Origin of the sequence: Klebsiella sp. CD33 (assembly GCF_051992865.1) — a bacterium.
GTDB classification, from domain to species: Bacteria; Pseudomonadota; Gammaproteobacteria; order Enterobacterales; family Enterobacteriaceae; genus Klebsiella; species Klebsiella pneumoniae.
In genome coordinates this window covers 4,365,051-4,389,044 of record NZ_CP197023.1, presented here as the reverse complement: position 1 = coordinate 4,389,044, position 23,994 = coordinate 4,365,051, and the positions used below count along the sequence as shown (strand labels likewise).

Sequence of the window (23,994 nt, the reverse complement as noted above, 5' to 3'; positions counted from 1 at the left end):
AAATAAGCGCCGTTTAACACCACAGCGCTTCATTACGTAGTGATGGCGCAAGATTCTACCAGCTTGTTGCAGGCGAATACAGCTTTTCCACCATAAAAATCGCCGGGCGCGGCCAGTTTTCCCGCTTTCTCGCGCTGAGTGAATGAATTCCTGAGAACTTTCGTTGCCGAGGTGCAATCGCTGGTTAACGTTGACAGTTGTACAAGGTATACTCGGACGATTTTCACTGTTTTGAGCCAGACATGAAGCTGATACGCGGCATACATAATCTCAGTCAGGCCCCGCACGGGTGCGTGCTGACCATTGGTAATTTCGACGGCGTGCATCGTGGGCATCAGGCGCTGCTGCAGCGGTTGCGCGAAGAGGGCCGCCAGCGCGGTTTACCGGTCGTGGTGATGATTTTTGAACCCCAGCCGCTGGAGCTCTTTGCCGCTGATAAAGCCCCGGCGCGATTGACCCGCCTGCGTGAAAAGCTGGGCTATCTGGCTGAAAGCGGGGTTGACTATGTATTGTGCGTTCGCTTTGACCGCCGGTTCGCCGCGCTAACCGCGCAGGATTTTATCAGTGAACTGCTGGTGCGTCGCCTGGGCGTGCAGTTCCTCGCCGTTGGTGACGATTTCCGCTTTGGCGCTGGTCGCCAGGGGGATTTCTTGTTATTACAAAAGGCGGGGGCGGAATATGGCTTCGACGTCACCAGCACCCAGACCTTCTGCGAAGGCGGGGTGCGAATCAGCAGCACGGCGGTACGCCAGGCGTTGGCCGATGACGATCTCCTGCTGGCGGAGACGCTGCTCGGCCATCCGTTTAGCATCTCCGGACGCGTCGTGCATGGTGATGAACTAGGCCGAACCATAGGTTTTCCGACGGCGAACTTACCGCTGCGTCGTCAGGTTTCCCCGGTTAAAGGGGTCTATGCGGTAGAAGTGACAGGGCTGGGCGACAAACCGATAGCGGGCGTCGCCAATATTGGCACCCGTCCAACGGTTGCGGGCGTGCGTCAGCAGCTCGAAGTACATCTGTTGGACGTTGTAATGGACCTCTACGGTCGCCATATCAATGTAATACTGCGTAAAAAGATACGTAACGAGCAGCGGTTTGCGTCGCTGGACGAGCTGAAGGCGCAAATCGCACGTGATGAGTTAACGGCCCGCGAATTATTTGGGCTGACCAGCCAGGCCTGAGCCACTGGTGTTTATCAAACCGAAATACGGAACCGAGAATCTGATGAGTGACTATAAATCGACCCTGAATTTGCCGGAAACAGGGTTCCCTATGCGTGGCGACCTCGCCAAACGCGAACCGGGAATGCTGGCGCGTTGGACCGATGATGACCTGTACGGCATCATTCGTGCAGCCAAAAAAGGCAAAAAAACCTTCATTCTGCATGATGGCCCTCCTTATGCGAATGGCAGCATTCATATTGGTCACTCGGTAAACAAGATTCTGAAAGACATTATCGTTAAGTCCAAAGGACTGACGGGCTATGACTCGCCTTACGTTCCGGGCTGGGACTGCCACGGTCTGCCGATCGAGCTGAAAGTGGAGCAGGAATACGGCAAGCCGGGTGAGAAATTTACCGCTGCCGAATTCCGCGCTAAGTGCCGCGAATATGCCGCCGAGCAGATCGATGGCCAGCGTAAAGACTTTATCCGTCTCGGCGTGCTGGGCGACTGGTCGCATCCGTACCTGACCATGGACTTCAAAACCGAAGCCAACATCATCCGCGCGCTGGGCAAAATCATCGGTAATGGCCACCTGCATAAAGGCGCCAAACCGGTGCACTGGTGCGTAGACTGCCGTTCCGCGCTGGCGGAAGCGGAAGTGGAGTATTACGACAAAACCTCTCCGTCTATCGATGTCGCGTTCCACGCGGTAGACAAAGCCGCGGTACTGGCGAAATTCGGCGTAGCCGACGTCAACGGTCCGGTGTCGCTGGTTATCTGGACCACCACGCCGTGGACCCTGCCGGCCAACCGCGCTATCTCTCTGTCTCCTGAGTTCGACTATGCGCTGGTGCAGGTTGACGGCCAGGCGCTGATCCTGGCGAAAGACCTGGTTGAGAGCGTAATGAAGCGCGTTGGCGCGACGGACTACACTATTCTGGCGGCGGTACAAGGTTCTGAGCTTGAGCTGATGCGCTTTAAGCATCCGTTCCTCGATTTCGACGTGCCGGCGATCCTTGGCGACCACGTGACGCTGGATGCCGGTACCGGTGCGGTGCATACCGCTGGCGGCCACGGTCCGGACGATTACACCATCAGCCAGAAATACGGTCTGGAAATCGCCAACCCGGTTGGCCCGGACGGCGCTTACCTGCCTGGCACCTGGCCGTCCCTGGACGGCATTAATGTTTTCAAAGCCAATGACATCATCGTTGAGATGCTGCGTGAGCGTGGCGCGCTGTTACACGTTGAGAAACTGCAGCACAGCTATCCATGCTGCTGGCGCCACAAGTCGCCGATCATCTTCCGTGCCACTCCGCAGTGGTTCGTGAGCATGGATCAGAAAGGCCTGCGCGCGCAGTCGCTGAAAGAGATCAAAGGCGTGCAGTGGATCCCGGACTGGGGCCAGGCGCGTATCGAATCGATGGTCGCTAACCGCCCTGACTGGTGTATCTCCCGTCAGCGCACCTGGGGCGTGCCGATGTCGCTGTTCGTGCATAAAGAAACCCACGAACTGCACCCGCGTACCCTTGAGCTGATGGAAGAAGTGGCAAAACGCGTTGAAGTTGACGGCATCCAGGCGTGGTGGGATCTCGATTCCCGCGACATTCTTGGCGATGACGCCGACAGCTACGAGAAAGTGCCGGATACCCTCGACGTCTGGTTTGACTCCGGGTCGACCCACTCTTCCGTGGTTGACGTGCGTCCGGAATTCGCCGGTCACGCCGCCGATATGTATCTGGAAGGTTCTGACCAGCATCGCGGCTGGTTCATGTCCTCGCTGATGATTTCCACGGCGATGAAAGGCAAAGCGCCATATCGTCAGGTACTGACCCACGGCTTCACCGTCGACGGTCAGGGCCGCAAAATGTCCAAGTCTATCGGCAACACCGTTAGCCCGCAGGACGTGATGAACAAGCTCGGCGCCGATATCCTGCGCCTGTGGGTGGCTTCCACCGACTACACCGGCGAAATGGCGGTCTCTGACGAGATCCTCAAACGCGCTGCGGACAGCTATCGTCGTATCCGTAATACCGCGCGCTTCCTGCTGGCGAACCTTAACGGTTTCGATCCGGCGAAAGACATGGTTAAACCGGAAGAGATGGTGGTGCTGGACCGCTGGGCGGTCGGCTGCGCGCAGGCGGCACAGGAAGATATCCTGAAAGCCTACGAATCCTACGACTTCCATGAAGTGGTGCAGCGCCTGATGCGCTTCTGCTCCATCGAGATGGGCTCGTTCTACCTCGACATCATCAAAGACCGCCAGTACACCGCCAAGGCGGACAGCGTGGCGCGTCGCAGCTGCCAGACCGCGCTGTTCCATATCGTGGAAGCGCTGGTGCGCTGGATGGCGCCGATCATGTCCTTCACCGCAGATGAAATCTGGGGCTATCTGCCGGGCGAGCGTGAGAAATATGTCTTCACCGGCGAGTGGTATGAAGGTCTGTTCGGCCTGGCCGACGACGAAGCGATGAACGATGATTTCTGGGACGAGCTGCTGAAGGTGCGTGGCGAAGTCAACAAGGTGATCGAGCAGGCGCGTGCGGATAAGAAAGTCGGCGGCTCGCTGGAAGCGGCAGTCACGCTGTATGCTGATGCCGATCTGGCGGCTAAGCTCAATGCGCTGGGCGATGAGTTGCGATTTGTCCTGTTGACCTCCGGGGCGAACGTCGCAGACTATGCGAGCGCGTCCGCTGATGCGCAGCAAAGCGAAATGCTCAAAGGGTTGAAAGTCGCATTGAGTAAAGCTGAAGGTGAGAAATGCCCGCGCTGCTGGCATTACACCACCGATATCGGCAAGGTGGCGGAACACGCGGAAATCTGCGGACGCTGTGTGAGCAACGTCGCCGGTGACGGCGAGCAACGTAAATTCGCCTGATGAGTAAATCGATCTGTTCAACGGGGCTACGCTGGCTGTGGGTGGTCGTAGCCGTGCTGATTATCGATCTGGGCAGCAAATTCCTGATCCTCCAGAACTTCGCTCTGGGGGAGACGGTTCCGCTGTTCCCGTCGCTTAATCTGCATTATGCCCGCAACTATGGCGCGGCCTTTAGCTTTCTCGCCGACAGCGGCGGCTGGCAGCGCTGGTTCTTTTCCGGGATCGCGATCGGCATTTGCGTAGTGCTGACGGTGCTGATGTACCGTTCGAAGGCGACGCAAAAGCTGAACAATATTGCCTACGCGCTGATTATCGGCGGCGCGCTGGGCAACTTGTTCGATCGCCTGTGGCATGGCTTTGTGGTCGATATGATCGACTTCTACGTCGGCGACTGGCATTTTGCCACCTTCAACCTCGCCGATAGCGCGATCTGCATCGGCGCAGCGCTGATTGTGCTGGAAGGCTTCCTGCCGAAACCGACTGTGAAAGAGCAGGCGTAAATCTCAATGCCGGGTGACGTGACGCTTACCCGGCCTACAGAATTTTTGGCCCCCGTAGGCCCGGTAAGCGTAATGCCGCCGGGCACCGGGTGACCTAAACAAGCGAGCAATTTGCATGTCTAAATCCGTACAGAGCAACAGCGCGGTACTGGTGCACTTCACTCTGAAACTGGACGACGGCTCCACTGCCGAGTCCACCCGCAGCAACGGCAAACCGGCGCTGTTTCGCCTCGGCGACACCTCTTTGTCTGAAGGGCTGGAGCAACAGCTTCTCGGTTTGAAAGAGGGGGAGAAAAAGGCCTTTTCGCTGGAGCCTGACGCCGCCTTTGGCGTACCCAGCCCGGACCTGATTCAGTATTTCTCTCGCCGCGAGTTTATCGACGCTGGCGAGCCGGAGATCGGCGCGATTATGCTCTTTACCGCAATGGATGGCAGCGAAATGCCTGGCGTGATCCGCGAAGTGAACGGCGATTCCATCACCGTTGACTTCAACCATCCGCTGGCCGGGCGCACTGTTCATTTTGATATTGAAGTGCTGGAGATCGATCCGGCGCTGGAGGAGTAACATGCAGATCCTGTTGGCTAACCCGCGCGGTTTTTGCGCTGGCGTTGACCGCGCTATCAGCATTGTAGAAAACGCGCTGACGCTGTATGGCGCACCGATCTATGTTCGTCATGAAGTGGTGCACAACCGCTATGTGGTGGATAGCCTGCGCAAGCGTGGCGCCATTTTTATCGAACAGATCAGCGAAGTGCCGGACGGCGCGATCCTGATTTTCTCCGCCCACGGCGTGTCGCAGGCGGTACGCAACGAAGCGAAGAGCCGCGACCTGACGGTATTCGATGCCACCTGTCCGCTGGTGACCAAAGTCCATATGGAAGTCGCCCGCGCCAGCCGCCGCGGCGAAGAGTCGATTCTGATTGGCCATGCCGGCCATCCGGAAGTCGAAGGCACCATGGGACAGTACAACAACCCGCAAGGGGGGATGTACCTGGTCGAGTCGCCGGAAGACGTGCTGAAGCTGGAAGTGAAAAATGACGCCCGGCTGTCGTTTATGACCCAGACCACGCTCTCCGTCGACGATACCTCGGATGTGATTGACGCCCTGCGCGCGCGTTTTCCGAAAATCGTCGGCCCGCGCAAAGACGACATTTGCTATGCTACCACTAACCGTCAGGAAGCCGTGCGCGCGCTGGCGGAGCAGGCTGACGTAGTGCTGGTGGTCGGGTCGAAAAACTCCTCCAACTCTAACCGCCTCGCCGAGCTGGCGCAGCGGATGGGTAAGGCGGCTTACCTGATTGACGACGCCTCCGATATCCAGGAAGCGTGGGTCAAGGATGCGGCCTGCGTCGGCGTGACGGCGGGCGCGTCGGCGCCGGATATTCTGGTGCAGAACGTCATTACCCGCCTGCAGGAGCTGGGCGGCGGCGAAGCCGTGCCGCTGGAAGGCCGGGAAGAGAATATCGTCTTTGAAGTGCCGAAAGAGCTGCGTGTGGATGTCCGTGAAGTAGAGTAAGTTCTTTCCTCCAGCAGTATGAGAAGATGCCAGACTTAACGTCTGGCATTTTTTTAGGGAGAAACCATGCGCTTACCAATCATTCTTGATACCGATCCGGGCATCGACGATGCCGCCGCCATTGCCGCGGCGCTGTTCGCGCCTGAGCTGGATCTGCAGTTGATGACCACCGTAGCGGGCAATGTCTCGGTGGAGAAGACGACCCGTAACGCGCTGCAATTGCTGCATTTCTGGAATGCCGATGTACCGCTGGCGCAGGGGGCGTCGATGCCGCTGGTGCGTCCGTTGCGCGACGCCGCCTCGGTGCATGGCGAATCCGGCATGGAGGGGTATGACTTTGTTGAGCATCAACGTCAACCGCTGGCGAAGCCGGCCTTCCAGGCGATCCGTGATGCGCTTATGCATGCTGCCGAGCCGATCACCCTGGTGGCGATTGGCCCGCTGACCAATATAGCGCTGCTGCTGACCCAGTACCCGGAATGCGTGTTTAATATTCGCCGGCTGGTGATCATGGGCGGCTCGGCGGGCCGCGGCAACTTCACGCCGAATGCGGAATTCAATATCGCTATCGACCCGGAAGCCGCCGCGAAAGTGTTCCACAGCGGGCTGGAGATTGTGATGTGCGGGCTGGACGTCACCAACCGGCGCTGCTGGCGGCGGATTATCTGGCGACGCTGCCGACGCTGAACCAGACCGGTAAAATGCTCCATGCGCTGTTTAGCCACTATCGCAGCGGCAGCATGAGCAGTGGTCTGCGCATGCACGACTTGTGCGCTATTGCGTGGCTGGCCCGCCCGGAACTGTTCACTCTCCAGCCGTGCTTTGTGGCGGTGGAGACGCAGGGGACCTGGACCGCCGGCACCACGGTGGTGGATATCGAAGGGCGACTGGGTCAGCCGGCGAACGCCCAGGTGGCGCTGGATATCGACGTCGAAGGGTTTCAGCGCTGGGCGGCGGAGGTGATTGCCCTGGCGCCGTGATATATCACTCGATTTTCAAGGAGAGAAGCAATGACCTATGGACAGGCGTATTTGAGCGGCTGGAAAGAGACCTTTAATTTTAGCGGACGCGCCAGCCGGCAGCAGTTCTGGACGTTTTTTCTTATCAATGTGCTGATCGCCGCCGCGCCAGTGGCCGCCTGGAGTCTGGCCACCCTTGTTGACCCTCACTACGGGATCCTCAGTTTTGTTGTCATACCCTTTGCGGCGCTGTGGCTGCTGTTGATGGCGCTCCCCCTGCTGGCTGTAGGCTGCCGGCGGATGCATGATATCGGCCGCTCCGGGATCTGGTTTGTGTTGGGAGTTATCATTCCGTGGTTTGCAATTATTTCGCTGGCTCTGTGCTGCCTGCGTTCAGCGCCGGCACCGTCTCGCTGAGATAATCGATCATCGCCCGCATCCTGGCGGGCATATGCTTATCTCCCGCCCACAGTAGCCACAGGTCGCCTGAGTAGCTGCTGATAAATTCCCACTCGGGCAGCACCTGCACGATGTCGCCGTTCGCCAGCGCCTCACGGGCGGTGAACAGCGGCAGGCTGCCGATCCCTAAATGCTGTCTGACCGCGTCGAGGCGTACGGCGGTATGGTTGGCGGCGTACCGCCCGTAGGTTTGCACCGTTTCTGTTTTGCCTTCCCGACGGAATTTCCAGCGCGCATCGGCGGGCGTTTCGCCAAGGCTAATGCAGCTATGCGAGCGCAGATCCTGCGGCGTGTACGGCGTACCGTGCTGCTGTAAATAGGCCTCAGTGGCGCAGATAACGTGCCTGATTGGCATCAGCGGTTTGCCATGCAGGCCGGGGGAGGGGGTATCGGTGATGCGTAGCGCCAGATCAATACCGTCATCGATAAAATCGAGAGGGCGATCTTCCAGCCGCAGGCAGACGTCCACCTGCGGGTAGCGGTGGAAAAACGCCATCATCAGCGGGTGGATCACAAAGCGGCCGACGGCTTTCGGGACGCTGAGCGTCAGCTTTCCCTGGGCGACCGTTTGGCGACTGCCTGCGGAATCCATTGCCTGTCGCGCCGCTTCCAGCATCTGCTGGGCATGCTGATATATCGTTTCCCCGGCATCGCTAAGACGCAGCTTGCGGGTGGTACGCTGCAGCAGTTTGCAGCCCATCTCTCGCTCCAGCCGTGACACGCTGCGGCTAACGGCTGAAGGGGTAATGCCGTTCTGGCGGGCGACGGCGGAGAAGCTGCCCTGGTCGACTATCTGAACGAAAAGAGCGAGGTCGGGCAGGAGGTTCAGATTCATTTGTGCTCCCGGAGCAAGAGTGCATTGGCTGGTGGTGGGATTATCGCTGTCGGCATTAATAATATACTGGCCGGACAGAGAGGAGAATCACTATGACTGAACGGGTTTATTACACCAGCGATGCTACCGACGGGCGCGCCCAGATCATTGCCTGCACTGCAGAAGCGGATGGCCGTTACGCCATCGAACTGGATCGGACGCTGTTTCACCCGCAAGGGGGCGGTCAACCGGCGGACCGCGGATGGATTGCCGGGCAGGTGGTTGAGACGGTGGCTGTGCGCGGCGAAAGGGTGCTGCATATTCTGTCGCAACCCCTTCCCCTCGGTGAAGTGGAGATGAAAATTGATGCCTCCGCGAGACAGCTGCATGCTCGTCTGCATTCTGCCGGCCACCTGCTTGGCCTGGCGGGCGAACAGCTTGGCTGGCAACCGGTGAAAGCGCACCACTGGCCCGGCGAAGGGCGGATAACCTTTGCCAGCAGGAATAGCGCCGCGCTGCCGGACGCCAGTGCGCTACTGGCGCTAGTAAAGGCATGGCAGGCGCAGGACTTACCGCGTCAGGTGACGTTCGCTGATGGCATGCGCAAGGTGGGATTCGGCGAGCTGCCAGCCTATCCCTGCGGAGGCACCCACGTCGCCCGTCTGGCGGAGCTGGGCGACATTGTCATTAGTCAGATTAAGATGAAGAAGGGGCAGCTGGTGGTCAGCTACACCCTGGCGTAAGCGTTTTATCTCTGCTCAGGATAGGTCTGCTTGCCGTGATAGATCCGCTCAGGTCGGCCAACCTTGCCGTAGCTGATTTCCGCTTCCAGAAAGTCGTTCTTTACTCCTTGTTCCAGATAACGGCGAGCGGTGGTTTTGCTGCTGCCGAGGATACGGGCCAGCGAGTCGGCGGTATGCACCACCGTCGGGTCGGCAAACAGCTGGAGCACGCGCTGAAAGGTGCTTTCATCGATCCCGCGCAGTGGTGCGCTGGCGGGTTCCGTTTGTTCCCGGGCCTGAATATTAAACAGCGCGTCGACATGGAGCTGGCTGGCCTGTTCACTGGAGCGCAGCGAGCTACGATAGCGGGCAAAGCGCTCCAGCGTGTGCTGCAGGCGCTGATAGTGCACCGGCTTAATCAGGTAATCAAACACCCCAAGACGCAGCGCTTCGCTGATGGTTTCCATGTGATTATCCGCGGTAATAAAGATAATCCGTCCCTTGTAATGTGTACTGACTGCATGGCGGATCAGATCGATACCTTTGCCGTCGGGTAAAAAATTATCCAGCAGGATCAGCTGCGGTTGATACAGTCTGAGCTGTTTCCTGGCGCTCTCAAGCTTATCCGCAATACCAATGACGTCGAACTGGGGAAACTGTTTAATGTTATCCACCAGGATCTCCGCCAGCATAGGTTCGTCTTCAACAATAAGAGTAGTGATGCTATCCATGATGTTCATCTCGGGTCAGGGGGATATAAAGCGTAAAAATGGTGCCAAAAGGAATATTATTTTCGACGACGATACTGCCGCCTGCTTGTTCCACGTAGCTGCGTACCAGCCAGAGTCCGATACCATGATCTTTGCTGGCGCTGCTGGTGACGCCGCGCTCGAAGATCCGATCGCGCAGCGCCTCGTCAATGCCGCATCCCTGGTCGGCGATCTCAATGATCACCTCCTGGCCATCACTGTTGATCAGGCATTCGATCTGTTTTGAACCCTGCGGTTGACGCAGGCTGGCATTGTAGGCGTTATCAAGTAGATTCCCCACGATCGAGATCCATTCGTTGTGCGAAAGGGCGGTAGGTAATCTATCAACGAAGCAGGCCGGATCGAAAATCAGCTCAAGTCCAAGCTCTTTGGCCCGGTAATATTTGCCGATCAACAGCCCGGCCAGGTGGTTGTCCTGGAAATTGCGTGCAATAAAATCGATCACCTTCTGGTGACTTTCCGACTGCTGTTGGATCAGTTCCAGCGCTTGGTTATAGCGTTTAAGAAACAGCAGACCGGCGATAGTGGAGATCAGATTGCGATGCTCATGCTGCACGGCGCGCAGGTTATCGGCGTACTGTTGCACCTGGCTGAGCTGCAGGCTAAGGGTATTGATATCGTCTTTGCTGCGAAAGCTGATCACCCAACCCTGTGGCTCATTGTTTAAGATCACCGCCATCCGGCTGGCGATCACTTTGATCTGATTGAAGGTAACGATCTCGTCTTTTTTATTGGTCTGTGGCGCATCGTAGAAGAAGACCTCCTGAGAGATAACGCTGCTGATCCGTTTGCCGATAAGCGTCGGTTCCGGCTGACTCAAATTGAGCAGGCGACGCGCAGTCTGATTAATCGCAGTGATTTTATAATCGGAGTCGATGGCGATAAGCCCTTCGAACACCGATTCAAACAGCACGCTTTGCTGGATCAACAGCTGTGACAGCTGCTGGGGTTCCATATTGAGCATCTGTTTTTTGATATGCAGTGAGAAGCGGCGGGCGCAAAAGAGCAGAAGCAGTAACATGATGGCCATCGGGATCAGCAGCGAACTTATCTGCAGGCTGAGCCAGTTTTCCAGTTGCTCAATGGTATAGCCTACCGACACAATGCCGATCACCTTGCCGGTTGCGTCCTGAATCGGCGATTTACCGCGCAGCGACGATCCCAGCGAGCCTTTGCGCACTGACACGTAGCTTTTAGCGTTTATCAACGCCTCATCGCTATCGCCGCCTTCCATCGATTTGCCGATTTCATCAGGATTGACGTGATAGAGGCGCTGGCCGCTGGCATCACCGACGGTGATGTAGGTGGCGTCGGAGAACGAACGCATGGGGTCGATAAGGGCTTTGATTCTGGCGAGATCGCGTTTCTGCACTGCCTCCACCAGCTCCGGCATCGCCGAAATCTGCATCGCCTGAATCAGCGCCCGTTGCCCGACCTGATAATGCAGACGCTCCTCGGTAATGTCTGTCAGATACCATGACATCGCCAGCATGACGATCGTCGAGGTGAATAAGATCAGCAGGAAGATGCGATTCTGAAACGATCGCCTGGCAAACCAGTGGGTGATTTTTCGGGTATACATTGGGTAGATAGACATTAAATTGTTATTCTCCCCGTTTTGCGCCCCCGGCGCCGACAGGTGGAGCACAGAACAGAAAATTTCAGACATGTGCCCGGCCCCGTCATGCCAGGAGTGGGTATCAAATCAGCCCGGAGGTGGGGCGACAGCCACACCTCCGGGAAGGATGTCGGCCTACATCGCCAGCACGTACTTGAGCATCACCCCGGCGGCGATCGCCGAGCCGATCACCCCCGCCACGTTCGGGCCCATGGCGTGCATCAGCAGGAAGTTCTGCCCGTCCGCTTCCAGACCCACCTTGTTCGACACCCGCGCCGCCATCGGCACCGCCGACACCCCCGCCGAGCCGATCAGCGGGTTGATTTTGTGCCGGCTGAACACGTTCATCAGCTTCGCCATCAGCACCCCGGCTGCGGTCCCCACGCAGAAGGCGATCACCCCCAGCACCAGGATCCCCAGCGTCTGCGGCTGCAGGAACTTGTCCGCCACCAGCTTGGCCCCCACCGACAGCCCGAGGAAGATGGTCACGATGTTGATCAGCGCGTTCTGCACCGTATCGCTCAGCCGCTCCACCACCCCGCTCTCGCGCATCAGGTTGCCGAAGCAGAACATCCCCAGCAGCGGCGCGGCGTCCGGCAGCAGGAGCGCCACCAGCAGCAACAGCACCGCCGGGAAGAGGATCTTCTCCCGCTTACTTACCGTGCGCAGCTGCACCATGCGAATTTTCCGCTCCTTATCCGTGGTCAGCGCCTTCATGATCGGCGGCTGGATCAGCGGCACCAGCGCCATATAGGAGTACGCCGCCACCGCAATGGCCCCCAGCAGCTCCGGCGCCAGCTTGCCCGACAGGTAAATCGCCGTCGGGCCGTCGGCGCCGCCGATGATGCCGATGGCCGCCGCCTGCGGCAGGGTGAAGCTGATGATGCCGAAGTAGTTCAGCGTCAGCGCCCCGAGCACGGTGGCGAAGATCCCGAACTGCGCCGCCGCCCCCAGCAGCAGGGTGCGCGGGTTAGCCAGCAGCGGGCCGAAATCGGTCATTGCCCCGACGCCCATGAAAATCACCAGCGGCGCGATGCCCGAGCCAATCGCCACCTTATAGAAGATGGCCAGCACCCCGGCGGAGTAGCCCATGTCCACCGCGAGGCTCTCCATCTGCCCCTGCACCGACGGCAGGGCCAGCGCCAGTGCCTCTTTGATGGCGTGGACGTCCGGCGCGCAGTGGAGCTTCGCGGCAATCACCGCCAGCTGCGCCGGGTCGTGGTGGGCCAGCAGGCTCTCCAGGGCGGTGAGCGCCAGCCCGGCCTCCGGGATATTGGAGAGCAGGCCGCCGAAGCCAATCGGCAGCAGCAGTAACGGCTCGAACTTCTTCGCAATCGCCAGCCACAGCAGCAGCAGGCTGACCAGCAGCATCACCGCCTGGCCGGCGCCGAGGTGCATCAGCCCCATGCCCTGAATCAGGGCGTTCAGACTTTCCATTTCCGCTCCTCGTCCTTACGCCAGAGTCATCAGGGTGTCGCCGACCGCCACCGCGTCGCCGGCTTTCACCGCGATACCGCGCACGGTCCCGGCCTGCGCGGCGCGGATTTCGGTTTCCATCTTCATGGCTTCCAGAATCAGCAGCACCTCGCCTGCGGCCACCGTCTGGCCTTCGCTGGCCAGCACCTTCCAGATAGTGCCCGCCAGCGGGGCGGTCACCGGGGTGCCGGCGCCGGCCGGGGCGGCAGCGGCGGCAGCGGCGGGTGCAGGAGCAGGAGCAGGAGCAGCCGCCGTCAGCTGGCTGACGTCGCCGCCGTCGCTGACTTTGACCACAAAGGCTTTGCCTTCCACCTCCACGGTGTAGACGCCGGAGGCGGCAGGTTTTTCTGCTTTTGCCACTGGCTGCGCGGCTTCCGCCTGCGGTACCGGCTCAAAGGCCGCCGGGTTGTGGCGGTTTTCGAGGAACTTCAGGCCGATTTGCGGGAACAGCGCCACGGTGAGCACGTCGTCGATGGCGTTTTCGGCAAGCGTGATGCCCTTCTCCTGCGCCTGGCGTCTGACGTCGGCTTCCAGCGCGGCCAGCTCCGGCTTCAGCAGGTCGGCCGGGCGGCAGGTCACCGGGTCGGCGCCGTCGAGCACCCGCGCCTGCAGGGCGGCGTTCACCGGGGCCGGGGTGCGGCCGTACTCGCCCTTCAGGATACCGGCGGTCTCCTTCGCGATGGTTTTGTAGCGCTCGCCGCCCAGCACGTTGAGCACCGCCTGGGTGCCGACAATCTGCGAGGTCGGGGTCACCAGCGGGATGAAGCCGAGGTCCTCGCGCACGCGGGGGATTTCCGCCAGTACTTCATCCAGACGGTGGGCGGCGCTCTGCTGCTTCAGCTGGCCTTCAAGGTTGGTGAGCATCCCGCCCGGCACCTGGGCGACGAGGATACGGCTGTCGGTGCCTTTCAGCTGGCCTTCGAAGGCGTGGTATTTTTTGCGCACCTCGCGAAAGTACGCGGCGATGCTCTCCAGCCTGTGGATATTGAGGCCGGTGTCGTACGGCGTGCCGGCGAGGGTGGCGACCAGCGCCTCGGTGGCCGGGTGGCCATAGGTGCCGCTCATCGAGGAGATGGCGGTATCGACGCCGTCGACCCCGGCTTCAATGGCCTTCAGCAGGGCCATCTCCGCCATCCCGGTGGTGGCATGGCAGTGCAGGTGCAGGGTGACGTCGTAGCGCTTCTTGATTTCGCTGACCAGCTCAAAGGCGGCATGCGGCGTCAGAATGCCGGACATGTCCTTGATGGCGACGGAGTCAACGCCGGTCTCCAGCAGCTGTTCGGTGAGGTCGAGCCAGGTCTGCAGGGTGTGGGCCGGGCTGGTGGTGTACGAAAGCGTACCCTGGGCGTGGGCGCCGTGGCGGCGGACCGCCTGCAGGGCGGCCTGCATGTTGCGCGGGTCGTTCATGGCATCGAAGACGCGGAAGACGTCCATGCCGTTTTTGACGGCGCGCTCCACGAAGCGCTCCACCACGTCGTCGGCGTAGTGGCGGTAGCCGAGCAGGTTCTGGCCGCGGAGCAGCATCTGCAGCGGGGTCTTGGGCATCGCCTTTTTCAGCTCGCGCAGGCGGACCCACGGGTCCTCGCCGAGAAAGCGGATGCAGGCGTCAAAGGTGGCGCCGCCCCAGCACTCCAGCGAGCGGTAGCCGACGTCGTCCAGCTGAGCGGCAACGGGCAGCATATCGTCGAGACGCAGACGGGTGGCGAACAGGGACTGGTGGGCGTCGCGCAGGACGACATCGGTAATGGCAACGGTCATGAATTCCTCCGTGAATTAAGGGTGAAGACGGCGATGGTGGTGAATGGCGGCGACAATCGCCGGCTTCAGGCGGGCGAAATCGTCGGCGGGCGCGACGGCGGCCGGCGCCGCTGCGGGGGCGGCGGGCGGCTCGGGAAACAGGCGGTTGACGGCGAGGGACATTCCCCGGATGGCGAAAATGAGCAGCAGCAGGAACACCAGTACAAAACCCATGCCGAGAAACATCAGGGTGAAGCCTTCGCCTAACAGGATGGCATTGTCAGTCATTTATACATCTCAAATAGGGGCACGATGACGCGCTGTCTGACAAGGTTTCTGGCTAAGGAGCAGGGTGGATTTCCCTCTGCCGCTCCCGGCATGGGACCCTGATTCGTTCTTCACCTGTCAGTTCAACGTGCCATCGTGCGTATGGGTTAAATCATCATGCCGAACACGATGCTGGCGATGACCAGCACAATACCGCCGCCCAAACGGGAGGAGATTTGCGCATAAGAGATAAGGTTCATACGGTTACAGGCAGAGAGAACTTCCAGGTCGCCGGAGCCGCCGCGGTTGGCCATACACAGGCCTGCAGTGATGGCCGATTCTATTGGGAAGAAACCCATCAGCCAGCCACCGATCGCCGCGCCGAGCACCGCACCGATAACGATAATGGCGGCGATAACAACGTTAGCGAAGGTGATGGCGTTGATAATTTCCTGTAGGTCGGTGTAGCAGACGCCGACCCCGACCATCAGCACCCACAGCAGCTGTTTGGAGAAGAAATCAGACAAGCGTTTAGCACCGGCTTTGATTTCCGGTGAGCACAGCCCGGAGGCGTTCAGCGCGGCGACGATCAGCACCATCCACGCGAAATAGTGAATAGCCACACCGCCAATGCTGGGCAGAATTTTCTTCGCCACGACGTAGGCCAGCAGGAAGCAGGTAGTGGACAGCACCAGACCGACGGCGGTTTCGCGATGGGTGATTTGTCCCGCTTTCTCATCTTCTTCCACTTTGAACGAGGCTTTACGCACCAGTTCCCCTTCGCCGCTCAGCCAGGTGTGTTTTTTGCCGATGATATCGAGGACGGCGGCAAAGACGATGGCGAAGATGTTAGCGATGGTCAGAATAGCGATAGCGGTTGAGTAATACTCTTCGCGAGAACGACCGGTGACGGAGTGGTAAATCTCCGACAGGGGGACCGCGCCCGCGCCGTTGCCGCCACCCATGATCGGCAGGACGTACAGCATCATGATGCGATCCACTGGAATACCGAACACCAGGCCGATAGCGATGCCAAAAATAGACGCGCCGACAATGCCCATCAGGATAGTTGGAATATAGCCGAGCAGTGATTTCAGCAGCAGGCGGCGGTTTACCGACAGAATTGCTCCGGTAATTAATACCGCGATGAATAAGTTAAGGAAGTTACTCTTATCCATAACGTTGCTGATAGCATCGATTTCTTTCTGCGTAAAAATACCGGCATAGACAAAATAAGCCGCCACCAGGAAAATCATCACCGGAGCGCCACCGATATATTTGTTGAATATTGGCAGGCGGTTGCCAATTTCCCCGAATATAGCGCCGATAATAAACATGATGGCAAAGCCGCCGACGATATCGGTGGGTAAAGCGTTATAAAAATGTGAAAGTAATAGTGTAATTAACGCAAATGCGTAAAGGGGGAGCGGCATGCCGAAGATTTTAAATCCCAGCAGATCGCTAACGCCCTTTTTCTCCGTCGCCGGAGCCTGACTCATGTTAGTCATAAACGTTATCCTGTTTATTGATGGAGTAGTAAGACCGGCGCATAGTAATAAATAGATCCAGGGGTAAGGTGTGATTATCTTCACTGAATACTCGTGTTTTTTATTAATTTAATTGTTTTTATGATTCTGAATTAATTAACAACATAAAAACCATAAAGCCAATTAAGCCACGAGAAAAACTGTGACTTAAATACAAGAATCCATAGCCGAACGCTGGCGAAATACAGTTCGTTTTGAAATGACGAAGCGCTAAAAAATGACACTGATATTAAAACGCGTTCAGCTATTAAAAGATAAACCGCGGCGAGAGGCGATCGATCGGTTTCTCCGCCAGCATCAACTGTCGTTAGAGGCCGACTGCGAAATGGCGATTATCGCCGAGTATCAGCAGCGGCTGGTCGGCTGCGGTGCTATCGCCGGCAATGTGCTGAAATGCATCGCCATCGATCCCTCGCTGCAGGGGGAGGGGCTGAGCCTTAAATTACTGACCGAGCTCCTGACGCTGGCCTATGAGCTGGGGCGCAGCGAACTGTTTTTGTTCACTAAACCTTGCAATGCCGCGTTATTTTCCGGCGCCGGCTTCTGGCCGATAGCCCAGGCGGGCGACCGCGCCGTGCTAATGGAAAATAGCCGCGAACGGCTGACTCGTTACTGTCGACAGCTGGCGATGTACCGTCAGCCGGGAAGAAAAATCGGCGCTATCGTGATGAATGCCAATCCCTTCACCCTTGGCCACCGCTGGTTGGTAGAACAGGCGGCCAGCCAGTGCGACTGGCTGCATCTGTTTGTGGTCAAAGAAGATGCGTCCTGCTTTTCCTATCACGATCGCTTCAAGCTCATTGAACAGGGGATTACCGGCATCGATAAGGTGACGCTGCATCCCGGTTCGGCGTATCTGATCTCGCGGGCGACGTTCCCCGGCTATTTCCTGAAAGAGCAGGGGGTGGTTGATGACTGCCACAGCCAGATTGACCTGCAGCTCTTCCGCGAGCGCCTGGCCCCGGCGCTGCAGATTACCCATCGCTTTGTCGGCACCGAGCCGCTGTGTCCCCTGACCCGTAATTACAACCAGCGCATGAAGTCACTACTGGAAGCGCCAGGCGACGCGCCGCCCATTGAAGTAGTTGAGCTTGCGCGAATCGAAAAAAATGGTGGACCCGTGTCGGCCTCCCGAGTGCGCGAACTCTATCGACAGCGCAACTGGCAGGCGGTCGCGGCGCTGGTACCGCCGGGAACCCTCTCTTTTCTGATGCAACTGGCGGAAAGCGAACATCAAACCGCCTGATTTATACGCCCTAACTAAGGATTTTCCCCTATGGAAATGAAGATTGACGCCCTGGCCGGCACGCTGGAGTCCAGCGATGTGATGGTCAGGATTGGACCGGCGGCGCAGCCGGGCATTCAGCTGGAAATCGACAGCATTGTGAAACAACAGTTTGGCGCTGCGATTGAGCAAGTAGTGAGAGAAACGCTGGCTCAGCTTGGCGTGAAACAGGCCAACGTGGTGGTCGATGATAAAGGCGCGCTGGAATGTGTTTTGCGAGCTCGCGTACAGGCCGCGGCGCTGCGCGCGGCGCAACAGACCCAATTACAATGGAGCCAGCTATGAAACCACGTCGCAGTATGTTGTTCATCCCTGGCGCCAATGCCGCCATGTTAAGCACGTCATTCGTCTACGGCGCCGATGCGGTGATGTTCGACCTGGAAGATGCCGTTTCGCTGCGCGAGAAAGATACCGCTCGTCTGCTGGTGTATCAGGCGCTGCAGCATCCACTGTATCAGGATATCGAAACCGTGGTGCGCATTAACCCGCTGAATACGCCGTTCGGTCTTGCCGACCTTGAAGCGGTAGTCCGCGCGGGCGTGGATATGGTGCGTCTGCCGAAAACCGACAGCAAAGAAGATATCCATGAGCTGGAAGCGCATGTTGAGCGGATTGAACGCGAGTGCGGCCGGGAAGTGGGCAGCACCAAGTTAATGGCGGCGATTGAGTCGGCGCTGGGCGTGGTGAACGCGGTGGAGATCGCCCGCGCCAGCCCGCGTCTGGCGGCGATCGCGCTGGCGGCCTTCGATTACGTCATGGATATGGGCACCTCTCGCGGCGACGGTACTGAACTGTTCTACGCCCGCTGCGCTGTACTGCATGCCGCCCGCGTTGCCGGCATCGCCGCCTATGACGTGGTGTGGTCGGATATCAATAACGAAGAGGGCTTCCTGGCGGAAGCGAATCTGGCCAAAAACCTCGGTTTTAACGGCAAATCGTTGGTTAACCCACGACAAATTGAACTCCTGCATCAGGTCTATGCCCCGACGCGCAAAGAGGTCGATCACGCGCTGGAAGTGATTGCCGCGGCGGAAGAAGCCGAAACGCGAGGTCTGGGTGTGGTATCGCTGAACGGCAAGATGATCGATGGACCGATTATCGACCATGCTCGCAAAGTGGTGGCGCTCTCGGCTTCCGGTATTCGTGATTAAGGGGAATAAGATGAAAGAGACAGTAGCAATGCTTAATCAGCAGTACGTGATGCCGAATGGACTGACACCTTATGCCGGCGTAACGGCGAAAAGTCCCTGGCTGGCGAGCGAGAGCGAAAAGCGCCAGCGCAAAATCTGCGATTCGCTGGAAACGGCAATCCGTCGCTCCGGCCTGCAAAACGGCATGACCATCTCGTTTCACCACGCGTTTCGCGGCGGTGACAAAGTCGTCAATATGGTAGTGGCGAAGCTGGCGGAAATGGGTTTTCGCGATCTGACGCTGGCATCCAGTTCTCTGATCGACGCCCACTGGCCGCTGATCGAGCATATTAAAAATGGCGTGATCCGCCAGATCTACACCTCCGGCCTGCGCGGCAAGTTGGGCGAGGAGATCTCCGCCGGTTTAATGGAAAACCCGGTGCAGATCCACTCCCACGGCGGTCGCGTACAGCTGATTCAAAGCGGCGAGCTGTCGATTGATGTCGCGTTTCTCGGCGTTCCTTGCTGCGATGAGTTTGGCAACGCCAACGGCTTTAGCGGTAAATCACGCTGCGGTTCTCTGGGCTACGCGCGCGTCGATGCCGAGCACGCTAAATGCGTGGTGCTGCTCACCGAAGAGTGGGTGAATTATCCTAACTATCTGGCCAGTATTGCCCAGGATCAGGTGGATCTGATAGTCCAGGTAGATGAAGTCGGCGATCCGCAAAAAATTACCGCGGGTGCCATCCGTCTGACCAGCAACCCGCGCGAGCTGCTGATCGCCCGCCAGGCGGCGAAAGTCGTTGAGCACTCCGGTTACTTTAAAGAGGGTTTCTCGCTGCAGACCGGTACCGGCGGCGCCTCGCTGGCAGTAACTCGCTTCCTTGAAGATAAAATGCGCCGTAACGGCATTACCGCCAGCTTCGGCCTCGGCGGTATCACCGGGACGATGGTCGATTTGCACGAAAAAGGGTTGATCAAAACGCTGCTCGATACCCAGTCCTTCGATGGCGACGCGGCGCGTTCGCTGGCGCAGAACCCGAACCATGTCGAGATCTCCACCAATCAGTATGCCAGCCCGGGCTCCAAAGGCGCCTCCTGCGAGCGCTTAAACGTGGTGATGCTCAGCGCGCTGGAAATTGATATCGACTTTAACGTTAACGTGATGACCGGTTCTAACGGTGTGCTGCGCGGGGCGTCCGGTGGCCATAGCGATACCGCCGCCGGTGCGGATTTGACCATTATTACCGCGCCGTTAGTTCGCGGCCGTATTCCCTGCGTCGTGGAAAAGGTGCTGACCCGCGTCACGCCGGGGGCCAGCGTGGATGTGCTGGTCACTGACCACGGCATTGCGGTCAACCCGGCACGTCAGGACCTGATCGACAATTTGCGCAGCGCAGGCATTCCGCTGATGACCATTGAGGAACTGCAGCAGCGTGCTGAGCTGTTGACTGGCAAGCCGCAGCCGATCGAATTCACCGATCGGGTGGTGGCGGTGGTGCGCTATCGCGATGGTTCGGTCATCGATGTGATTCGTCAGGTGAAAAACAGCGACTAAACACAGAGGGGAAAGGCCATGAGCGACGTGTTAATTAATCCTGCGCGTGTGCGGCGCGTGAAGCCACTGAGTGCCGAAGAGGTGGTCAGCGCGGTAGAGCGCGCGCTGTTGACCGAAGTTCGCCTGACCCCAAAGCCCGGGTTGGTGGATATTCGTAACGCTGGCGCGCACTGGGATATGGATCTGGCCTCGTTTGAGGCCAGCACCGCGGTGGTGGCTCCGTGGATGGAGAAATTTTTCATCATGGGCCACGATACTGCGGCGGTCGCGCCGGAGCAGGTATTGATGATGCTGCGCCCGGTAGGGATGGCCTGTGAGAACGATATGCTGGAGGCCACCGGCGGGGTGAATACCCATCGCGGGGCGATCTTCGCTTTTGGCCTGCTCAGCGCGGCGGCGGGCAGGCTGGTGTCGAAAGGTGAGCCGATAGAGCAGCACCGGCTTTGCGACCAGGTGGCGCGCTTCTGTCGCGGCATGGTTATGCAGGAGTTGTCTTCTGCTGGCGGGGAACGGCTCAGTAAAGGCGAGGCTCATTTTCTGCGCTATGGTCTCTCCGGGGCCCGCGGCGAGGCGGAGAGCGGTTTCCTGACGGTGCGTACCCAGGCCATGCCAGTCTTTACCCGCATGATGGAAGAGACCGGCGACAGTAATCTGGCGCTACTGCAAACCCTGCTGCATCTGATGGCGTGGAATGATGACACCAACCTGGTCTCGCGCGGCGGGCTTGCCGGGCTGAACTTTGTCCAGCAGGAGGCGCAGCGACTGCTGTGGCAGGGCGGCGTGCTGGCGGACGGCGGCCTGGAGGCGCTGCGACAGTTTGACGATGAGCTGATTGCCCGCCATCTCAGCCCCGGCGGCAGCGCCGATCTGCTGGCGGTGACCTGGTTTTTATCCGCGTTTCCCGCCGGCGCGCTTTTCCCGCTGTAACCCACTGCAATACCGCCTTCGCCCGCACTGTACGGGCGAAGGCGCCATCATTAGCCTTCCCGGTTGTCATCCGGTAAACACGGAATCGCGGCACAATCGTATAGTTTTTACTGATATCGTCCGCCGTTTGTCATAAATTTCTAATTATCGGCGTTTTTGAGTAGCGGCCCGCTGACGGGCTGGTTACTCTGAAAACAATTTACGTAATGTTAACAAAAGAGAATAGCTATGCATGATGCACAAATCCGCGTGGCCATCGCCGGCGCGGGCGGCCGGATGGGACGCCAGTTAATTCAGGCTGCATTGCAGATGGAAGGCGTGGCGCTGGGCGCGGCGCTGGAGCGCGAAGGGTCAAGCCTGGTGGGCAGCGACGCCGGCGAGCTGGCGGGCGCCGGCAAAGCGGGCGTCGCGGTGCAGAGCAGCCTGGCGGCGGTAAAAGATGATTTCGACGTGTTGATCGATTTTACCCGCCCGGAAGGCACGCTGAACCATCTGGCGTTTTGCCACGAGCATGGCAAAGGGATGGTCATCGGCACCACCGGTTTTGACGACGCTGGCAAACAGGCGATTCGCGATGCCGCGCAGGACATTGCCATTGTCTTCGCCGCTAACTTTAGCGTTGGCGTCAATGTCCTGTTGAAGCTGCTGGAGAAGGCGGCGAAGGTGATGGGCGACTATACCGACATCGAAATTATCGAAGCGCACCACCGGCATAAAGTGGATGCGCCGTCAGGCACCGCGCTGGCGATGGGCGAAGCGATCGCCGGGGCATTGAACAAAGATCTTAAGGACTGCGCGGTCTACAGTCGTGAAGGCTACACTGGCGAACGCGTCCCGGGCACCATCGGCTTCGCGACCGTTCGCGCGGGCGATATCGTCGGGGAGCATACGGCAATGTTTGCTGACATCGGTGAGCGTATTGAAATCAGCCATAAAGCGTCCAGCCGCATGACCTTTGCAAATGGCGCCGTTCGTTCAGCATTATGGCTGAAAGACAAGAAAAATGGCCTGTTTGATATGCGTGATGTGCTGGATCTGAATAGTTTATAACGATTATTACCCATCGTGATGTGGTTATTGCTATCAATAAGTTATTGATGCAAAGGGCAATATTTTGTTGCCCTTTTTTATTTTTACGTATTAAGGTGGATGTTTTGAGTTTAACGCGTAAAAAATACAGTATTAGCGTATTTTTTAGTGAATGAAATGTAAATTTTGACCATCTGGTCCACTTTTTTGCCGAGCATCGCTCTGTTTTACACTCTTCCACATCCGCAAGCGTTTTCTCAGCCAGGTTTGTTGATCTTTTTGGCGTAAAAATCACGTGTTACGCACCAGTGGCGTAAAATGACATTAAAAATCTCCGCTTTAAGTTGACTTTTATCCGACATCTCTCCAGAATGCCGCCGTTTGCCAAAAATCTGCGGGCAACAGATTTGCATTGATTCAGATCGTGTTTATGAATTAATATGCAAATAAAGTGAGTGGATATTCTCTGGAGGATGTTTTGATTAAGTCAGCGCTATTGGTTCTGGAAGACGGAACCCAGTTTCACGGTCGGGCCATCGGGGCAACCGGCACGGCGGTTGGGGAAGTCGTTTTCAATACTTCAATGACCGGTTATCAAGAAATCCTCACTGATCCTTCCTATTCCCGCCAAATCGTCACTCTTACTTATCCTCATATTGGTAATGTCGGCACCAACGCCGCCGATGAAGAATCTTCTCAGGTACATGCGCAGGGTCTGGTTATTCGCGACCTGCCGCTGATTGCCAGCAACTTCCGCAGTACTGAAGACCTCTCTTCTTATCTGAAGCGCCATAACATCGTGGCGATTGCCGATATCGATACCCGCAAGCTGACGCGTCTGCTGCGTGAGAAAGGGGCGCAGAACGGCTGCATCATCGCGGGCGACAGCCCGGATGCCCAGCTGGCGCTGGAAAAAGCGAAAGCGTTCCCGGGCCTGAACGGCATGGACTTGGCGAAGGAAGTGACCACCGCAGAAACCTATAGCTGGACGCAAGGCAGCTGGACCCTGGCGGGCGACCTGCCGGAAGCGAAAGCGGAAAGCGAGCTGCCGTTCCACGTTGTGGCATATGACTTCGGCGCGAAACGCAACATCCTGCGCATGCTGGTTGACCGCGGCTGCCGCCTGACGGTGGTGCCGGCGAAGACCTCCGCCGCGGACGTGCTGGCGCTCAATCCGGACGGTATCTTCCTCTCCAACGGCCCTGGCGACCCGGCGCCGTGCGATTACGCTATCGAGGCGATTGAAAAATTCCTTGAGACCGATATTCCGGTATTCGGCATCTGCCTTGGCCATCAGCTACTGGCGCTGGCGAGCGGTGCCAAGACCATTAAGATGAAGTTCGGCCACCACGGCGGCAACCACCCGGTAAAAGATATTGATAACAACGTGGTGATGATCACTGCCCAGAACCACGGTTTCGCTGTAGATGAGGCGACGCTGCCGGCCAACCTGCGCGTGACCCATAAGTCGCTGTTCGACGGCACCCTGCAGGGGATCCATCGTACCGACAAACCGGCGTTCAGCTTCCAGGGGCACCCTGAAGCGAGCCCGGGGCCGCACGATGCCGCGCCGCTGTTCGACCACTTTATCGAGTTAATTGAGCAATACCGTCAGTCCGCGAAATAATCAGGAGTAAA

21 protein-coding genes and 2 pseudogenes are annotated in these 23,994 nt (G+C 58.3%); 16 read left to right on the top strand and 7 right to left on the bottom strand.

Translation table 11 applies throughout. The annotated features are described in order from the left end of the window. Nucleotides 1-29: 29 nt before the first annotated feature. The 8 genes and pseudogenes from ACR809_RS21495 to ACR809_RS21460 form a co-directional block, all read left to right on the top strand. Nucleotides 30-235 (top strand): annotated as a pseudogene (locus ACR809_RS21495) (DUF2575 domain-containing protein); the annotation flags it as partial. A gap of 7 nt (nt 236-242) precedes the next feature. Continuing rightward, the gene (ribF, locus tag ACR809_RS21490; RefSeq protein ID WP_002887969.1) at nt 243-1,181 is read left to right on the top strand and encodes a bifunctional riboflavin kinase/FAD synthetase; all 939 of its coding nucleotides are present in this window, start codon (nt 243-245) and stop codon (nt 1,179-1,181) included. Nucleotides 1,182-1,224: 43 nt separating this feature from the next. After that, nucleotides 1,225-4,041 (top strand): isoleucine--tRNA ligase, encoded by a 2,817-nt coding sequence (gene ileS, locus ACR809_RS21485; protein ID WP_032424365.1) that lies wholly within the window; start codon nt 1,225-1,227, stop codon nt 4,039-4,041. Then, the gene (gene lspA / locus ACR809_RS21480) at nt 4,041-4,541 is read left to right on the top strand and encodes a signal peptidase II (RefSeq protein WP_002887973.1); all 501 of its coding nucleotides are present in this window, start codon (nt 4,041-4,043) and stop codon (nt 4,539-4,541) included. The genes ileS and lspA overlap by 1 nt, the downstream gene beginning before the upstream one ends. Before the next feature lie 115 nt (nt 4,542-4,656). Next, the gene (gene fkpB, locus ACR809_RS21475; protein ID WP_002887976.1) at nt 4,657-5,106 is read left to right on the top strand and encodes an FKBP-type peptidyl-prolyl cis-trans isomerase; all 450 of its coding nucleotides are present in this window, start codon (nt 4,657-4,659) and stop codon (nt 5,104-5,106) included. Nucleotide 5,107: 1 nt separating this feature from the next. Continuing rightward, entirely contained in the window at nt 5,108-6,058 is a 951-nt protein-coding gene (gene ispH / locus ACR809_RS21470; protein WP_002887979.1) for a 4-hydroxy-3-methylbut-2-enyl diphosphate reductase, read from the top strand. 66 nt (nt 6,059-6,124) lie between these two features. Continuing rightward, a pseudogene (rihC, locus tag ACR809_RS21465) lies at nt 6,125-7,038 on the top strand (ribonucleoside hydrolase RihC). A 30-nt stretch (nt 7,039-7,068) separates the two neighbouring features. Beyond that, nucleotides 7,069-7,434 (top strand): DUF805 domain-containing protein, encoded by a 366-nt coding sequence (locus ACR809_RS21460; RefSeq protein ID WP_009309187.1) that lies wholly within the window; start codon nt 7,069-7,071, stop codon nt 7,432-7,434. On the opposite strand, the gene ACR809_RS21455 is transcribed toward ACR809_RS21460, so the two are convergent. Then, on the bottom strand, nt 7,382-8,311 hold the full coding sequence (locus tag ACR809_RS21455) for a LysR family transcriptional regulator (protein WP_009309189.1): 930 nt from the start codon (nt 8,309-8,311) through the stop codon (nt 7,382-7,384). The genes ACR809_RS21460 and ACR809_RS21455 overlap by 53 nt on opposite strands. 92 nt (nt 8,312-8,403) lie before the next feature. Between ACR809_RS21455 and ACR809_RS21450 the strand changes: the two genes are divergently transcribed. Next, the gene (locus ACR809_RS21450) at nt 8,404-9,033 is read left to right on the top strand and encodes a hypothetical protein (protein WP_004192057.1); all 630 of its coding nucleotides are present in this window, start codon (nt 8,404-8,406) and stop codon (nt 9,031-9,033) included. 5 nt (nt 9,034-9,038) lie between these two features. Here the strand turns inward: ACR809_RS21450 and citB are convergent, their stop codons facing one another. The 6 genes from citB to citS all read right to left on the bottom strand — a co-directional run bounded on the left by citB (nt 9,039) and on the right by citS (nt 16,388). Next, nucleotides 9,039-9,743: a citrate response regulator transcription factor CitB gene (gene citB / locus ACR809_RS21445; protein ID WP_004222618.1), complete on the bottom strand. Its 705-nt coding sequence runs from the start codon at nt 9,741-9,743 to the stop codon at nt 9,039-9,041. Next, on the bottom strand, nt 9,736-11,364 hold the full coding sequence (gene citA, locus ACR809_RS21440; protein ID WP_004151379.1) for a citrate sensor histidine kinase CitA: 1,629 nt from the start codon (nt 11,362-11,364) through the stop codon (nt 9,736-9,738). The genes citB and citA overlap by 8 nt, the downstream gene beginning before the upstream one ends. A gap of 171 nt (nt 11,365-11,535) precedes the next feature. Continuing rightward, nucleotides 11,536-12,837 carry an oxalacetate decarboxylase subunit beta gene (locus ACR809_RS21435; RefSeq protein WP_004147009.1) on the bottom strand — a complete coding sequence of 434 codons (1,302 nt, stop codon included), beginning with the start codon at nt 12,835-12,837 and terminating at the stop codon, nt 11,536-11,538. Between the two features lie 15 nt (nt 12,838-12,852). Next, nucleotides 12,853-14,634: a sodium-extruding oxaloacetate decarboxylase subunit alpha gene (oadA, locus tag ACR809_RS21430; RefSeq protein WP_122051559.1), complete on the bottom strand. Its 1,782-nt coding sequence runs from the start codon at nt 14,632-14,634 to the stop codon at nt 12,853-12,855. Between the two features lie 15 nt (nt 14,635-14,649). Further along, nucleotides 14,650-14,901, bottom strand: a complete 252-nt coding sequence (locus ACR809_RS21425; protein ID WP_009309204.1) for an oxaloacetate decarboxylase subunit gamma — start codon at nt 14,899-14,901, stop codon at nt 14,650-14,652. Between the two features lie 146 nt (nt 14,902-15,047). Then, the gene (gene citS / locus ACR809_RS21420) at nt 15,048-16,388 is read right to left on the bottom strand and encodes a citrate/sodium symporter CitS (RefSeq protein ID WP_122051558.1); all 1,341 of its coding nucleotides are present in this window, start codon (nt 16,386-16,388) and stop codon (nt 15,048-15,050) included. Between the two features lie 256 nt (nt 16,389-16,644). Here citS and citC point away from each other — a divergent pair, with 256 nt between their 5' ends. The 7 genes from citC (at nt 16,645) to carA (ending at nt 23,983) form a co-directional block, all read left to right on the top strand. Then, nucleotides 16,645-17,673 carry a [citrate (pro-3S)-lyase] ligase gene (citC, locus tag ACR809_RS21415; RefSeq protein WP_004222626.1) on the top strand — a complete coding sequence of 343 codons (1,029 nt, stop codon included), beginning with the start codon at nt 16,645-16,647 and terminating at the stop codon, nt 17,671-17,673. 30 nt (nt 17,674-17,703) lie between these two features. Further along, entirely contained in the window at nt 17,704-17,997 is a 294-nt protein-coding gene (gene citD / locus ACR809_RS21410; protein WP_004151373.1) for a citrate lyase acyl carrier protein, read from the top strand. Continuing rightward, nucleotides 17,994-18,863, top strand: coding sequence for a citrate (pro-3S)-lyase subunit beta (gene citE, locus ACR809_RS21405; protein ID WP_004151372.1), 870 nt, complete (start codon nt 17,994-17,996; stop codon nt 18,861-18,863). The genes citD and citE overlap by 4 nt, the downstream gene beginning before the upstream one ends. Nucleotides 18,864-18,873: 10 nt before the next feature. Beyond that, nucleotides 18,874-20,400, top strand: coding sequence for a citrate lyase subunit alpha (citF, locus tag ACR809_RS21400; RefSeq protein ID WP_122051557.1), 1,527 nt, complete (start codon nt 18,874-18,876; stop codon nt 20,398-20,400). An 18-nt stretch (nt 20,401-20,418) separates the two neighbouring features. Next, nucleotides 20,419-21,327 carry a triphosphoribosyl-dephospho-CoA synthase CitG gene (gene citG / locus ACR809_RS21395; RefSeq protein WP_004222628.1) on the top strand — a complete coding sequence of 303 codons (909 nt, stop codon included), beginning with the start codon at nt 20,419-20,421 and terminating at the stop codon, nt 21,325-21,327. Nucleotides 21,328-21,555: 228 nt separating this feature from the next. Next, complete coding sequence (gene dapB / locus ACR809_RS21390) at nt 21,556-22,377, top strand: 4-hydroxy-tetrahydrodipicolinate reductase (protein WP_122051556.1); 822 nt, start codon at nt 21,556-21,558, stop codon at nt 22,375-22,377. Nucleotides 22,378-22,834: 457 nt separating this feature from the next. Further along, nucleotides 22,835-23,983 (top strand): glutamine-hydrolyzing carbamoyl-phosphate synthase small subunit, encoded by a 1,149-nt coding sequence (gene carA / locus ACR809_RS21385; protein ID WP_004212571.1) that lies wholly within the window; start codon nt 22,835-22,837, stop codon nt 23,981-23,983. Nucleotides 23,984-23,994 lie beyond the last annotated feature (11 nt).